Source organism: Lentzea indica, from assembly GCF_012184385.1.
GTDB classification, from domain to species: domain Bacteria; phylum Actinomycetota; class Actinomycetes; order Mycobacteriales; family Pseudonocardiaceae; genus Lentzea; species Lentzea indica.
This window is the reverse complement of sequence record NZ_VSRL01000028.1, coordinates 46,307-59,590: the sequence shown is the minus strand read 5'-3', so window position 1 is coordinate 59,590 and position 13,284 is coordinate 46,307. Positions and strand designations below refer to the sequence as shown.

18 protein-coding genes are annotated in these 13,284 nt (G+C 67.4%); 8 read left to right on the top strand and 10 right to left on the bottom strand.

Annotated features, from left to right (window positions below; translation table 11 throughout):
• Positions 1-66: 66 nt before the first annotated feature.
• The 5 genes from FXN61_RS10825 to FXN61_RS10810 form a co-directional block, all read right to left on the bottom strand.
• Positions 67-558 (bottom strand): ATP-binding protein, encoded by a 492-nt coding sequence (locus tag FXN61_RS10825; protein ID WP_167972792.1) that lies wholly within the window; start codon positions 556-558, stop codon positions 67-69.
• Between the two features lie 193 nt (positions 559-751).
• On the bottom strand, positions 752-1,063 hold the full coding sequence (locus FXN61_RS10820; RefSeq protein ID WP_167972790.1) for an SH3 domain-containing protein: 312 nt from the start codon (positions 1,061-1,063) through the stop codon (positions 752-754).
• A 177-nt stretch (positions 1,064-1,240) separates the two neighbouring features.
• Positions 1,241-2,464 (bottom strand): NADP-dependent isocitrate dehydrogenase, encoded by a 1,224-nt coding sequence (locus tag FXN61_RS10815; RefSeq protein WP_167972788.1) that lies wholly within the window; start codon positions 2,462-2,464, stop codon positions 1,241-1,243.
• A 79-nt stretch (positions 2,465-2,543) separates the two neighbouring features.
• Positions 2,544-2,810, bottom strand: a complete 267-nt coding sequence (locus tag FXN61_RS50640; RefSeq protein WP_223165389.1) for a Rossmann-fold NAD(P)-binding domain-containing protein — start codon at positions 2,808-2,810, stop codon at positions 2,544-2,546.
• Positions 2,807-3,385 carry an SDR family oxidoreductase gene (locus FXN61_RS10810; protein WP_223165388.1) on the bottom strand — a complete coding sequence of 193 codons (579 nt, stop codon included), beginning with the start codon at positions 3,383-3,385 and terminating at the stop codon, positions 2,807-2,809. Before FXN61_RS10810 ends, FXN61_RS50640 begins: the two co-directional genes overlap by 4 nt.
• A gap of 112 nt (positions 3,386-3,497) precedes the next feature.
• Between FXN61_RS10810 and FXN61_RS10805 the strand changes: the two genes are divergently transcribed.
• From FXN61_RS10805 to FXN61_RS10790, 4 genes are all read left to right on the top strand, one after another.
• The gene (locus FXN61_RS10805; RefSeq protein ID WP_167972786.1) at positions 3,498-4,304 is read left to right on the top strand and encodes a metal-dependent hydrolase; all 807 of its coding nucleotides are present in this window, start codon (positions 3,498-3,500) and stop codon (positions 4,302-4,304) included.
• 109 nt (positions 4,305-4,413) lie between these two features.
• Entirely contained in the window at positions 4,414-5,922 is a 1,509-nt protein-coding gene (locus tag FXN61_RS10800) for a PHP domain-containing protein (RefSeq protein WP_167972784.1), read from the top strand.
• Positions 5,919-6,401: a hypothetical protein gene (locus FXN61_RS10795; protein ID WP_188134916.1), complete on the top strand. Its 483-nt coding sequence runs from the start codon at positions 5,919-5,921 to the stop codon at positions 6,399-6,401. Before FXN61_RS10800 ends, FXN61_RS10795 begins: the two co-directional genes overlap by 4 nt.
• 10 nt (positions 6,402-6,411) lie before the next feature.
• Complete coding sequence (locus FXN61_RS10790; protein WP_167972782.1) at positions 6,412-7,356, top strand: ribose-phosphate diphosphokinase; 945 nt, start codon at positions 6,412-6,414, stop codon at positions 7,354-7,356.
• Here the strand turns inward: FXN61_RS10790 and FXN61_RS10785 are convergent, their stop codons facing one another.
• The gene (locus tag FXN61_RS10785) at positions 7,357-7,983 is read right to left on the bottom strand and encodes a TetR/AcrR family transcriptional regulator (RefSeq protein ID WP_223165387.1); all 627 of its coding nucleotides are present in this window, start codon (positions 7,981-7,983) and stop codon (positions 7,357-7,359) included.
• Positions 7,984-8,090: 107 nt separating this feature from the next.
• Here FXN61_RS10785 and FXN61_RS10780 point away from each other — a divergent pair, with 107 nt between their 5' ends.
• From FXN61_RS10780 to FXN61_RS10770, 3 genes are read left to right on the top strand one after another with little or no spacing between them, the layout of a single operon-like run.
• Entirely contained in the window at positions 8,091-9,140 is a 1,050-nt protein-coding gene (locus tag FXN61_RS10780; RefSeq protein ID WP_167972778.1) for a medium chain dehydrogenase/reductase family protein, read from the top strand.
• A complete protein-coding gene (locus FXN61_RS10775) occupies positions 9,137-9,601 on the top strand; it encodes a TetR/AcrR family transcriptional regulator (RefSeq protein WP_167972776.1) in 465 nt (154 codons plus the stop codon). Before FXN61_RS10780 ends, FXN61_RS10775 begins: the two co-directional genes overlap by 4 nt.
• Before the next feature lie 19 nt (positions 9,602-9,620).
• Positions 9,621-10,202, top strand: coding sequence for an ABC transporter permease (locus FXN61_RS10770; protein WP_167972774.1), 582 nt, complete (start codon positions 9,621-9,623; stop codon positions 10,200-10,202).
• Between the two features lie 5 nt (positions 10,203-10,207).
• Here the strand turns inward: FXN61_RS10770 and FXN61_RS10765 are convergent, their stop codons facing one another.
• The gene (locus FXN61_RS10765) at positions 10,208-10,543 is read right to left on the bottom strand and encodes a nitroreductase/quinone reductase family protein (RefSeq protein ID WP_167972772.1); all 336 of its coding nucleotides are present in this window, start codon (positions 10,541-10,543) and stop codon (positions 10,208-10,210) included.
• 81 nt (positions 10,544-10,624) lie between these two features.
• Here FXN61_RS10765 and FXN61_RS10760 point away from each other — a divergent pair, with 81 nt between their 5' ends.
• Positions 10,625-11,221: a TetR/AcrR family transcriptional regulator gene (locus FXN61_RS10760; protein WP_167972770.1), complete on the top strand. Its 597-nt coding sequence runs from the start codon at positions 10,625-10,627 to the stop codon at positions 11,219-11,221.
• Here the strand turns inward: FXN61_RS10760 and FXN61_RS10755 are convergent.
• Genes FXN61_RS10755 through FXN61_RS10745 form a run of 3 tightly spaced genes read right to left on the bottom strand, consistent with a single transcriptional unit; the run spans position 11,218 to position 13,137 of the window.
• Positions 11,218-11,478, bottom strand: coding sequence for a metallothionein (locus tag FXN61_RS10755; protein WP_086669330.1), 261 nt, complete (start codon positions 11,476-11,478; stop codon positions 11,218-11,220). The genes FXN61_RS10760 and FXN61_RS10755 overlap by 4 nt on opposite strands.
• A gap of 20 nt (positions 11,479-11,498) precedes the next feature.
• Positions 11,499-11,870, bottom strand: a complete 372-nt coding sequence (locus tag FXN61_RS10750; RefSeq protein ID WP_167972768.1) for an MmcQ/YjbR family DNA-binding protein — start codon at positions 11,868-11,870, stop codon at positions 11,499-11,501.
• Between the two features lie 31 nt (positions 11,871-11,901).
• Positions 11,902-13,137 carry a glycoside hydrolase family 18 protein gene (locus FXN61_RS10745; protein WP_167972766.1) on the bottom strand — a complete coding sequence of 412 codons (1,236 nt, stop codon included), beginning with the start codon at positions 13,135-13,137 and terminating at the stop codon, positions 11,902-11,904.
• Positions 13,138-13,284: the final 147 nt, after the last annotated feature.

The following is a 13,284-nucleotide window of genomic DNA, read 5'->3' as shown; positions in this document are numbered from 1 at the left end:
CCGGTTCTGGTCGACGGGGTTCTGATCAACGGGGTTCTGCGGTGATCGAGATCGCTTCAGGGGTGTTCATCCGGCGGCACACCGAACTGGACCTGACCCGAGCCCGCGCGTCACCACGACCGCCACGGGCAGCTCGCCCAGCCGTCTTCGCAGGTAGGACAGGAAGTTCAACGACGGAGCGTCGGCCTGCTCCACGTCGTCGACGGCGAGCAGCACCGGAGAACCCAGGGAAACCTCGCGGACCAGCCTGTGCAGCCGGTGCATCGCCGCCTGGTCGGCGTCACCGTCGAGGATCTCGTCGGCCTCGCTCTCGAAGAGCTGCGCGACCACGCCGAACCGGAACCCGGACTCCGAGACCGAGCACTGCGCGCGGAAGACCTGGAAACCCAGCTCCCGAGCCGTCCTCACGGCTTCACCGAGCACCGAGGTCTTGCCCATGCCCGCGCGACCCTCGACGCACACCACGGAGGGCACGCCCGCGGCGGCCTCCTCCAGCGCTCCGCGAACAGCCATCAGCTCACGCTTGCGGTCGGACACCACGGAACTCGTGACCGCCACCGGATACGTCCTTTCGCCGCACGCACTTCGAACACGTGGCGGCGCGTCCTGACTGACCGCGCTGGGCCAGCCGGATCAATCCTATGGAGGGTCTCCCGGCCTGGAAAGGGCAAGCTGTCCGGGAAACCCCTGGTGTTCCACCTTCATACCGCTTCGGCAGGCGCTACCGCTGACCGGAAATTCGGAGCATCCCTCACTTGCAGGTCGAGTCGCTGGTCAGGGCGACGAACTGCTGGCTCACCCAACGGCGATCACTCAGCATCCGATACCCGTTCTCCACGCGAGCCTGGGCGTCGGCGACCGCGTCACGCGGCATCGTCGACACGATCGGCTGCATGTCACCCGGACCCGAGCGGACGTTGAGGATGTCCGCGGTCACCGTGATCTTGCAGATCTGCGCGCCCTTCTCGCTGCCCATCTGCTTGCCGCCGTTCGCCAGGTACATCACCCCGGCGACCCCGAGCACACCAATGACGATCAATCCCCTGACCGGAACACCCAACATCGCGCTGCCTCCGCACACAAAAGCCCTGGAGCAGCAGATATAGCGGCTGGACGCCCGGTGTGGACGGCTCGGCACGGGCAACCACCCACAAGAGGAACCGACCGGGTGACGCGCAACGAGAAAGGCCACCCCGGTGTGACCGGGGTGGCCTTCTCACGTGCTCGAATCAGGCGAAGATCAGAACGACGCCATCTTCTTCTTGAGGTTCTCGTCCAGCGCGCCGAGGAAGTCCTCGGTCGTCAGCCACTCCTGGTCCTTGCCGACCAGCAGCGCGAGGTCCTTGGTCATCTGACCGGCCTCGACGGTCTCGATGACGACCTGCTCCAGCGCCTCGGCGAAGCGGATCACCTCGGGGGTGTTGTCCAGCTTGCCGCGGTGCATGAGGCCGCGGGTCCACGCGAAGATCGAGGCGATCGGGTTCGTGGACGTCGGCTTGCCGGCCTGGTGCTGGCGGAAGTGACGCGTCACGGTGCCGTGCGCTGCCTCGGCCTCGACGGTCTTGCCGTCCGGCGTCATCAGGACCGACGTCATCAGGCCGAGCGAGCCGAAGCCCTGCGCGACCGTGTCGGACTGGACGTCACCGTCGTAGTTCTTGCACGCCCAGACGTAGCCGCCCTCCCACTTCATGGCCGCGGCGACCATGTCGTCGATGAGGCGGTGCTCGTAGGTGAGGCCCTTGGCGTCGAAGTCCGCCTTGAACTCCTCGTCGAACACGCGCTGGAAGATGTCCTTGAACTGGCCGTCGTAGGCCTTCAGGATCGTGTTCTTCGTCGACATGTAGACGGGGTAGCCCCGCTGCAGGCCGTAGGAGAACGAAGCGCGGGCGAAGTCCTCGATGGACTTGTTGTAGTTGTACATGCCCATCGCCACACCGCCCTCCGCCGGGAACTCGGTGACGACGTGCTCGATCGGCTCCGAGCCGTCCTCCGGCTGGAAGGTGATCGTCAGCTTGCCGGCGCCGGGCACCTTGAAGTTGGTGGCCTTGTACTGGTCACCGTGCGCGTGACGGCCGATGATGATCGGCTTGGTCCAGCCGGGCACCAGGCGGGGGACGTTCGAGATGATGATCGGCTCGCGGAAGACGACACCGCCGAGGATGTTGCGGATCGTGCCGTTCGGCGAGACCCACATCTTCTTGAGGCCGAACTCCTCGACGCGCGCCTCGTCCGGCGTGATCGTGGCGCACTTGACGCCGACGCCGTGCTTCTTGATGGCGTTCGCGGCGTCAACGGTGACCTGGTCGTCAGTAGCGTCCCGGTGCTCGATGCCCAGGTCGTAGTACTCAAGGGTGACGTCCAGGTACGGGTGGATCAGCTTGTCCTTGATGAACTGCCAGATGATCCGGGTCATCTCGTCGCCGTCGAGCTCGACGACGGTGCCCTGAACCTTGATCTTGCCCATAACTCCGGGCGCTCCTCTCGCGACGATGCAAGCAAGACAAGCGTACTGGTAAACCGCCGAGGTGTGCCTGCGACCCTGGTTACACCGATTCAGGGTCGAAGTCCGTCGAACGGCTCACGTGCTCCCACTTGTCGATTTCGGCGTTCCTTGCCTGGTCCGCCATGCGGACCATGTCCACCGCGTCGCTGCCCAGCAGCAGACTCAGCGGAGGCTCGTCCATGGCTACCACGTCGAGCATGACCCGCGCCGCCTTGGCCGGATCACCAGGCATGTGTCCGTGAGCGCCACGCATCATGTCGAGCATTGCCCCGACAGACGGAACGTAGTCGTCTCCCGGCTCGGTCACCACCAGAGAGGAGCCGGTCCAGTCCGTCTGGAAGCCGCCGAGCTCGACGATCGTCGCCTTGACCCCGACGGCGCGCACTCCGCGGCCAGCGACTCGGTGAAGCCGCGCAGCGCGAACTTGGCCATCACGTACGGGGCCAGCCCGCCGCCGAACGCCATGTGGCCCGCGGTCGAGCCGATCTGCAGAAAGTGGCCTGAACGCTGTTCGTGCAGCACCGGCAGCGCGGCGCGGGTGACGTTGACGACGCCCCACAGGTTGACCTCCAGCTGCTCGCGGAAGTCGGCCTCCGAGCACTCCTCGATCGAGGTGACACGACCGGCGCCCGCGTTGTTCACGACCACGTCGAGCCGGCCGAACTCGCGGACCGCGGTTGCCACGGCCTCTTCGGCTTGTTCGGCGTCACGCACGTCGAGTGCAACAGATCTGACCCGGTCGCCGTGTTGAGAGACGAGGTCGTCGAGATCGCGCGGGTTGCGGGCGGTCGCGACGAGCCGGTGTCCGGCGGCGAGCACCGCTTCTGCGGTCTTGCGGCCGATGCCGCGGGAACTGCCGGTGATGAGCCAAACCTGAGCCATGTCCGTGCTCCTTGGTGGGAGTTGGTTGTCCGGAGATATGGAGATTTGGCTCGGGCACCTGATACCTGCGGCTACTGTTCCCACTGTCGGGTGATCATCAGAAGGGACGTAAGTGTCAACTGGGCCAACACATGCGATGAGCGGGCTGCTCGCCTGGTCCGCTGTCACCGCACTCGCGTCAACGCACCCGATCGGCCAGCTGTCGCCGCAGAGCTGGGCCGTTGGCGCGGTTCTCGCCACCGGGGCGGCACTTCTGCCCGACCTCGACCACCCCGGTTCGACGATCTCCCGCACGTTCGGCGCGTTGAGCAGCGGACTGTCCGCAGGCATCAACATGTTGAGCGGCTTCGTTTATCGCACGACACGCACGAAGAAGGACTCCAACCGCGAAGGCGGACATCGCGGTCTCACACACACGCTCGTCTTCGCCTTGTTCGCGGCCGTTTTCACCACCGCAGTCGTCCAGAACAGCCAGAAGTGGGCACTGCCGGTGCTGATGTTCGTGTTCGCCGGTCTCGCGGTGCGCGGCATCATGAACGACTGGTGCCCCAAGCAGGACGCGTTGCTGATCACCGTGGTGTCCGCGGGGATCACGTGGGCGATGATCGCGTGGACCTCGCAGACGAACGCTTCCGCCGCGGCGTGCGGCATCGCGGTCGGCGTCGGGTGTTTCGCGCACTACATCGGTGATGCGATCACCGAGCAGGGCTGCCCGATCCTGTGGCCGGTTCCGATCATGGGCAAGACGTGGTTCCCGGTGGCGCCGCCGAAGATCATGCGGATGAAGACCGGCGGCGTGGTCGAGATGGCCATCGTCGGACCGGTGGTGACGATCCTGTCGGTGTGGCTGGGACTGGCCGCGCTGCAGGCGACCGGCGCGTTGCCGTTCCTCAACTGGGTCGACCTGCTCCCCCTGTGACACTCCTTTCCTCAAGACCGTTCTTCCTCCAGCCATTCAGCGGCTACCTGCGCCTCACCCGATCGGTCTAGCCTCCACGAACCCCGACCTGTCGTGTGGAGGATCAGCCGTGTCCGAAGTAGCCCGCAGACGCTTCCTGCAGGGAGCAAGTGCGCTGGGTGTTGCGGGAATGCTGGGCACTGGGACGGCGTCCGCTTCGTCTCGTTATCAGTGGCTTTCCGGCGACCACCACACGCACACGCAGTACTCGTACGACGGCATGTACACCATCGAGCAGCAGATCCGCGGTGCGTTGCGGCACGGCACGGACTGGCTTGTGATCACCGACCACGGGCACCAGTCGCACGAGGCGCACTCCGTCGAGGCGACGGCGGCTGACCTTCGCAGGGCACAACGGAAGTTCCCGCAACTGTTGCTGTGGCACGGCATGGAGTGGAACGTCCCCGGCGCCGAGCACGCGACCCTGTTCTTCGAGGACTGCCGCGACGAGGCCGGTGTGCTGCGCGACTTCGAGCGGCAGTTCGACTGGCGACTGAACGGCGCCGAAGCCTCGAACCCGGCCAACGAGCGCAAGGCACTGGACGCGATCCGGTTCCTGCAAACCAAGATCCGCAACGGCACGATGAAGTCCGCGCTGGTCTTCGTGAACCACCCGATGCGCAACGGCCGTGTGGCGCCGTACGAAATGCGGAACATGCGCGACCTGGCACCCGACATCGTTGTCGGCATGGAGGGTGCACCCGGCGCGCAGGGAGACGGCGACCCGTTGCGCGGTCCCGGCGGCCACCGTGGCGGCTACGCGAACAGCCCCGGTTCGAACTCCTATGCGGGCTATCCGCCCGAGGCCTACAAGACCTACGGCGGCTTCGACTGGATGACGGCGAAGCTCGGCGGCGTCTGGGACTCCCTGCTCGCCGAGGGCCTCGGCTGGTGGATCACCTCGAACTCCGACTCGCACTTCAACTCGCGCGACACGATCGTCCGCGTACCGGAGCCGGGCAACCAGTTCGACCTCTTCGGCAAGCACCTCGACCCGCTCGACGTCGGCCCGCCGCAGGTGTCGCCGCCCTATGTCGACTTCTTTCCCTGTGAATTTTCACGGACCGTCGTGGGCGCGACCCGGCGCTCGCGTGGTGCCGTGATGGAGGGCCTTCGGGCAGGTCGGGCGTGGGTTTCGCACGGCGGTCTGGTCGACGACCTGCGGTTCACGGTCCACGGCACCGGCGGCGCCGAAACGATGGGCGGACGGCTGCGCGTTCGCCGTGGTTCGGACGTGACGGTGCTGGTCAAGGCACGTTTGGCAACCCGGCCGAACAGCGCCGGGTTCATCCCGAAGCTGCGCCGTTTGGACCTCATCAAGGGCGCGGTAACCGGTCGGGCGTCCGCCGAAACGTTGTCCACGCCACATGTGAAGGTCGAGCGATCCTACGAGCCGCGCTGGCACTATGCGGTCTTCACGCACACGTTCCGCAACGTCCGAGAGCCTTTTTACCTCCGATTGCGCGGAACCGACGGCAACCGCGGCGCGTTCGAACCGCAGGCGGACACTCCGGGAGCCGCGAAACCGTGGGAGGACCTGTGGTGCTACACCAACCCGATCTTCGTGGAGGTCAGGTGACCAGCACCTTCGTCGGCATCGACGCCGGCTACGAGAACCGCTGGGAAGCGGAGAAGATCGCGCTGGAGCTGCACGACACGGTGCTGACCACGGCACGGACGGTCGTGGTGCACGAGGTCGACGGCCACTACGCGATGTCCTTCCTCGTACCCGTGCCGCCGTCCGACGCGGTGGTGAGCTCCCTCGTCGAGCAGGGCTTCGGCGTTGCCGTACGCGGTGCGTCCTCGGGGCGTCTGGCAGGCCCGGAGACGCTGCGAGTCGGCGCCTCCACTGCTGCCGAGGCCCATCAGTACCGCCGCGAGGGGCGCGCTCTGCGGTTCCAAGGACAACGGTCGTTGCGCGGCCGTCACGGCGTCTCGGACATCCTCGCGTTCACGGCCATCGAGGCCGTTTTACCGCGCGGGACACACACAGTCGACACGCGCGGAAACCTCACGCCGTTCTTCAAGGACGGCAAGTTGGTGCTGGTCATCGACTAGGTTTCGGTGCGTGCGTGACATCGCTGTCTTCTCCGGTTCTGCCCACCCGACACTGGCCGCAGAGATCTGCGGCCAACTTGGCGTCGAGCTGTCACCCAGCCGCCTGACCCGGTTCGCCAACGACTGCCTCGAGGTGCAGCTGCAGGCGAACTGCCGCGAGCGGGACGTGTTCCTGATCCAGCCACTGGTGCCACCGGTGCAGGAACATCTGGTCGAACTCTTGCTGATGCTCGACGCTGCCCGTGGCGCTTCGGCGGCCCGTACGAGCGTGGTGTTGCCGCACTACGCCTATGCGCGCTCGGACAAAAAGGACGCGCCGCGGATCTCCATCGGTGGCCGCCTGGTCGCCGATCTGATGGTGGCCGCAGGCGCCTCGCGTGTGCTCGCGATGACACTGCACTCCCCGCAGGTGCACGGGTTCTTCTCGGTGCCCGTCGATCACCTGCACGCCCTGCGCGAGCTCGCCGCGCACTTCACACAGTACGACCTGTCGAACACCGTCGTCGTGTCACCGGACCTCGGAAACGCCAAGGAGGCTGCGCACTTCGCGCGGATTCTCGGTGTGCCCGTGGCGGCCGGCGCCAAGCAGCGGTTCGCCGAGGACAAGGTGCAGATCTCGACCGTGATCGGTGAGGTGGCCGGGCGCGACGTGATCGTTCTGGACGACGAGATCGCCAAGGGTTCGACCGTGATCGAGCTGCTGGACAAGCTGCGGGAGCGCGGGGCCGGGCCGATCCGGGTCGCGTGCACGCACGGGTTGTTCTCGTCGGGTGCGTTGGATCGGTTGCAGGCGTTCGACGACGTGCTGGAGATCGTCGCGACGAACACCGTGCCGATCCCTGCGGAGAAGCTGGTGCCGAAGTTGAAGGTGCTGTCGATCGCGCCGGCGATGGCAGAGGCGATGCGGCGGATCAACGTCGGCGAGTCCGTGTCGACTCTCTTCGAGGCTCCCTAGCTACTTGAGGTGCGCGAGTGCCTTGATCAGCCGTTCCGCGACGTCGGCCGGCCCTGGCATCTTGCGCACCACGGCCCGTTGGTGGGCGAGGCCGTGCAGCCCGAGCCACAACGCGACCGCGTCGCCGTAGAGGTCGTCGCTGCCGTGCGCGATCCCCGCTTCCACGCACGCACGGAGCACGTCCGCGAGCAGCGTGAGCGCCTCGGCGCCCAGTGACTCCAGGTCGGCGTCACTGATCGAAGTGTCGTCCACCGAGGGCGTCCACAGGCCGCCGAACATGATCCGGTAGCGCTGCGGGTGCGCCTGGGCGAGGTCCAGGTAGGCATTGCACACGGCGAAGAGCCGCTTTTCAGCGTCGGAGCCCGCGTTCTCGTCGGCCTCGCGCAGAGCCACCGCGAGGCGGTCCATCTCCTGCTGGACCACGGCCAGCATGATCGACGGCTGGTCCGCGAAGTGCGCGTAGATCGACGGTGCCGCGATGCCCGCCTTGCGCGCGACCGAGCGCAGCGTGACCGCGCGTTCGTCGCCGCCCTCGTCCAGCAGCGCGACGGCCGCCGCGATGATCTCGTCGCGCAGTTTCCCGCCCTCACCCCGGCGGTTGCGCCTTCGTGGCTCAGTGTTCGTCACGCCCGTAACCATACACCTGAAAGTTTATAGGTGTTAGGTCTTGCATTCCTAGACTTACGGCCGTTAGCTTATGGCTGTAAGCACAGCCGAGACCGAGGAGCTTCCAGATGAACGCCACCACCGCCACCATCCGCGCCACCGAGATCGTCCTGCCGGGCGTCGTCGATCCCGATGGCCTGCAGGTTCAGGTCCGCGACCTGCCGGCGCCGGGTGACGGTCAGGTCGTCCTGCGCATGGACGCCACCGGCGTCTCGTTCGCCGAGCAGCAGATGCGGCTGGGCAAGTACTTCGACCAGCCGCCGTTCCCGTTCGTGCCCGGCTACGACGTCGTCGGCACCGTCGTCGCGACCGGCACCGGCGTGGACCCCGGAATCAAGCTCCACCGGTTCGCCGCGGTCACCAAGGTCGGCGGGTGGGCCAGCCACCTGATCGTCGAGGCTGCCGACCTGGTGCCGGTGCCGGACGGCGTGGACGCGGTCGCCGCCGAAACCGTGGTGGTCAACGGCGTCACGGCGTGGCAAATGATGTACCGCACTGCCAAGGTGAAGCGCGGCGACACGGTCGTGGTGCTGGGCGCCAACGGCGGCGTCGGCTCGACGCTCGTGCAGCTCGCCCGGCACGCGGGCATCAAGGTGATCGGCACGGCCTCCGCCCGCCACCACGACGCGGTGCGCGAGCTCGGCGCGATCCCCGTCGACTACCGCGACCCGCACATGTACGACCGGATCCGCGAGATCGCGCCCGACGGTGTCGACGCGGTGTTCGACCACGTCGGTGGCGCGGGCCTGCACGAGTCGTGGCGACTGCTGCGCCGCGGCGGCGCGCTGGTCAACTACGGCTCCGCCGCGACGAAGGACGAGCCGGGCAACGCGATGCTGCCGGTGCTGAAGCTGTTCGGACAGCTGATGCTGTGGAACCTGCTGCCCAACGGCAAGCGCGCCGGGTTCTACAACTTCTGGGCCGGCAAGCGTTTCCGTCCCGCCGCGTTCCGCGCCCGGTTGAGCGAGGACCTCACGCAGGTGCTCCTCCTGGTCGCCGCCGGTGTGCTCACGCCGCAGATCGCCGCGCGCATCCCGCTGCCGGAGGCCGCCGCCGCGCTGGCACTGGCCGAGTCCCGCACGGTGCTGGGCAAGGTCGTCATCGTCCCGGAGCCGTGACCAAGGCCGGCTGCCGCCAGGACATCGTGGCGGCGGCGACCGCCCTCGTCGACAGGGACTGCGCCGTGACGCTCCGGGCCGTGTCCCGCGAGGCGGACATCCCCACCTCGTCGATCTACCTGCACTTCCCCGGCCCATCGGCGATCTTGCTGGCCGTGTGCCGCACGGCCTTCGCCGAACTCGAAGCAGCCGTCCTCGGTGCTTCCGACGTCCTCGCGGCAGGCCTTGCCTACCTCGACTTCGCCGCACTGCACCCGCGTCGCTACCGCGTGATGTTCGGAGCGGCGGACTTCGCAGAACCGGCTCTGCTGCTGTTCACCCGGGTCCTCGCTGACCCCGCGGTCGCCATGACGCTGTGGCTGGGCTTGCACGGCCTCGCCGACCAGAGCGCCTCGACCCGCCGCTCGCAGCGGTTGACCGAACTCGCACCGCGCTTGATCACGTCACTCGCACACGTCTGACTTTCCGGAGGTCCCCACCATGAACGCCACCGCTCTTCGCACCAGTGTTCTCGCGACCGAGGTCGACAACCGCGCCGCCTACCTGGGTTTCGCCTTCGCCTACGTCTTCGGCCACGGCGCCGCTCTGCTCGCCAAGGCCGGCCTGGTTCTCATGCCGTCCTGGCTGCCGATCGGATTGCTCGGCGGCGGTCTCCTCGCCGGCACGATCCTGGCCATGGCCGCGTCGCTGCGGGCCCAGCGCGGCGCCACCGAGGCCCGGCGCCGCGCCGAGAAGCTGGTCGGCACCGCCTGGGTCACCGGGTTCGCCGCGCTGGCCCTCGCGATCACCGGACTGAGCACGGTGTTCGAGAAACCAGAGCTGCAGACCGTGCTCTGGCCTGCGGGTTCGACCATCGTGGTCGGCCTGATCTACCTCGCCGAAGGGGCCGTCCGCCGCAACGCGTTGCACTACAACCTGGGCACCTGGCTCGCGCTGGTCGCCGCGGCGGCGCTGTTCGTCCCCGCACCCGGCTTCTTCGGTGTGCTGGCCGTGCTGGGCGGCGGCGCCTACCTGGTGGCGGCGATGCTGGAACGCCGCCGCCTTGCTTCCCTTGCCGCGTAAGGATTTTAGAGCTGCACTCGCACCGTGACACGACCCTTGTCGTCACGGTGCGATGTCGCGTGCCCTGTCCGTTCGGCGTCATCGAGTTCGAGCGTGAGCGGGCCGCCTTCGCCGAGGAAGTTGCGCCACCAGGTCTTGGCGTCCGGCATCATCACCTGGATCTTCACCAGGTCGCCTTTGCGTTGGTAGCCAACAGGTGTGGTGAAGGTGCGGCCGGAACGCCGTCCCGTGTAGGACACGACGGTGATCCCTTTGCGCACGAGCTTCCCGACGAGCGGGGCGTCACGCAGTCCGACGATCCACTTGTTGACGCGGTGGACGAGCGGTCGCTTGAAGTCCATGCCTTTCAACGTAGCCTGACAAGTGGAGACCCCCGTCCACTTGACTCGAAGTGAGAAGAAGTGACCGCTGAACCGTCTCAGATGCGTGCCGACGCGCGGGAGAACCGTGCACGAGTGCTGACCGTCGCGCGTGAGTTGTTCGCCGAGCGCGGGCTGGACGTACCGATGGCCGCGATCGCGCGCCGTGCGGGCGTCGGCGTCGCCACGTTGTACCGGCGCTTCCCCACCAAGGAGTCGCTGGTGATGGAGGCGTTCACCGAGCAGTTCGCCCACTGCCAGGCCGTCGTCGACGAAGCGCTGGCGGATCCGGACCCGTGGCGCGGGTTCCGCACGGTGATCGAGAAGGTCTGCCTGCTGCAGGCGAGCGACCGCGGGTTCACCGCCGCGTTCGTCGCGGGGTTCCCCGACCTGCACTCCGAGTTGCGGGAACGGTCGTGGCACGGCTTCGCCGCGTTGGTGCAGCGAGCGAAGGACAGCGGGCAGCTGCGGGCCGACTTCTCGCCGCACGACCTGACGCTGGTGCTCATGGCCAACGGCGGGCTCGCCGGCGCACCGGTGGCCGCGTCTCAACGCCTGGTCGCGTACCTGCTGGAGGCGTTCCGGACAGGCACGGACGAACTGCCGCCGCCCGTGCCGCTCAGCCTGGACCTCGTGCTTCGTCAGCCAGACCGTGTTTAGCCGGGATGGGCGCCGACCGTGTCACGGATCATCGCGCCCAGGTCGGTGGACGCGGAACGCGCGCAGTGGGCGCAGCAGAAGAAGCGGCCCTCCACCTCCACCCCGTGCCCGATCACGCGGCAGTCGCAGTGCTCGCAGCGCGGCGCGAGGCGTTGGATCGCGCACTCGAAGCTGTCGAACGTGTGCACGCCGCCGCCGACGGTGCGCACCTCGAAGGCCATCCAGTACTCGTTGCCACAGACGTCACAAGTCGCCATGCGCGGAAGAGTGCGACAGGTCAGTCGGGTCGGCAACTCGAGGCGTCGAGTTGCGCGATCAACGTCTTCGGTGCAATCGCCCGATAAGCGTCCTCGACGAGGTCCGCGATGACGTCCCAGTCGAGGTGCACGTCCAGGTAGACGCCGAGCCAGCCGCGGTGGCCCACGTAGGGCGGGCGGAAGTACTGCTCAGGGGCCTGCGCGACCAGCGTCGCCTGCACGTCGGGACCGGCGGCGCACCAGAAGGCGACGCGGTCGTCGTGGTGCTGGTTCGCGAACATCACGAAGGTCTTCTTGTCACGGACGAACCAGGTGGGCTCGCCGTGGCTCAGGCGTTCCGTCACCTCTGGCAGCGCGAGGCAGAGGCGGCGCAGGTGTTCGAGTGCGTCCACCCGAACATCCTGCGCCTGTTGTGGCGAGTTATCAGCCGATACCGCTGCGGATCGCACTGATCAGCTCGCCGTTGGACGTGTCACCGGAGAGCTCCCAGAAGAACACGCCACCCATGTTCTGACCGCTGGCCCACGAGATCTTGCTGCGGACCGTGGCCGGGGTGTCGTAGCTCCACCACTGGCTGCCGCACTTGGCGTACGCGGTGCCGGCGACGGTTCCGTTGGCAGGGCAACGGGTCTTGAGCACCTTGTAGTCCTCGATGCCGGCCTCGTAGGTGCCAGGTGCGGCACCTGTGGCCGTGCCGCCGGGTGCGGACTGGGTGACGCCGGTCCAGCCGCGGCCGTAGAAACCGAGGCCCAGCAGCATCTTGCCTGCTGGAATGCCCTTGCTCTTCAGCTTCTGGATCGCCGCGTCGGTGTTGAAGCCCTGCTGCGGGATGCCGGTGTAGCTGGTGAGCGGCGAGTGCGGCGCGGTCGGGCCCTGCGCCGCCCAGGCGCCGAAGAAGTCGTACGTCATGGGGTTGTACCAGTTCACGTACTGCGCGGCGCCGGCGTAGTCCGCCTTGTCGATCTTGCCGCCGGTCGAGGCGTCGGCGGTGATCGCCGCGGTCACGAGGTTGCCGGAGCCGAAGCGGGCGCGGACGGCCTGCATCAGCGTCTTGAACGAGCTGAAACCGCTGGTGTCACAGGTGAGCCCGCACGCGTTGGGGTACTCCCAGTCGATGTCGATGCCGTCGAACACGTCCGCCCAGCGCGGGTCCTCGACGAGCTTGTAGCAGGAGTCCGCGAACGCCGCCGCCGCGCTCGGACTGCTCGCCGCCGCGGGGAAACCGCCGGACCAGGTCCAGCCGCCGAAGGAGAACAGGACCTTGAGGTTCGGGTGCAGCTTCTTCAGCTTGCGCAGCTGGTTGAAGTTGCCGCGCAACGCACCCGCGTCCCAGGTGTCCGACGTACCGTCCACAGAGGACGCCGCATCGTAGAACTTGTCGTAGTCGGCGTAGGCGTCACCGAGGACGCAGCGGCCGCCCGAGACGTTGCCGAACGCGTAGTTGATGTGGGTCAACTTGCTGGACGAGCCGGACGTGCGGATGTTCTTGACGTGGTAGTTGCGCTGGTAGACGCCCCACTGCACGAAGTAGCCGACGACGCGGTTGGCGATCGCCCGGGCTCCGACGTCGTCCTGCGGTGCGGCTTGGGAAACCGGCGCTGCCAGGGTGAACGCGGTCAGCAGAGCTGTCGCCGCCGCGATGATTCTGCGCCTGAACATAGCTGTCTCCTCGATGGGTGACGGCGCGGCGGCGCTCAACTCAAGCTAAGTGGACTAGACCACTGTCGTCAATGGTTGAACCGGGACCAGAGCCGGGACCGCACGAGCATCGGGGGTCCGGGAGGTGGGGTGCGGAGCCGCCGACTG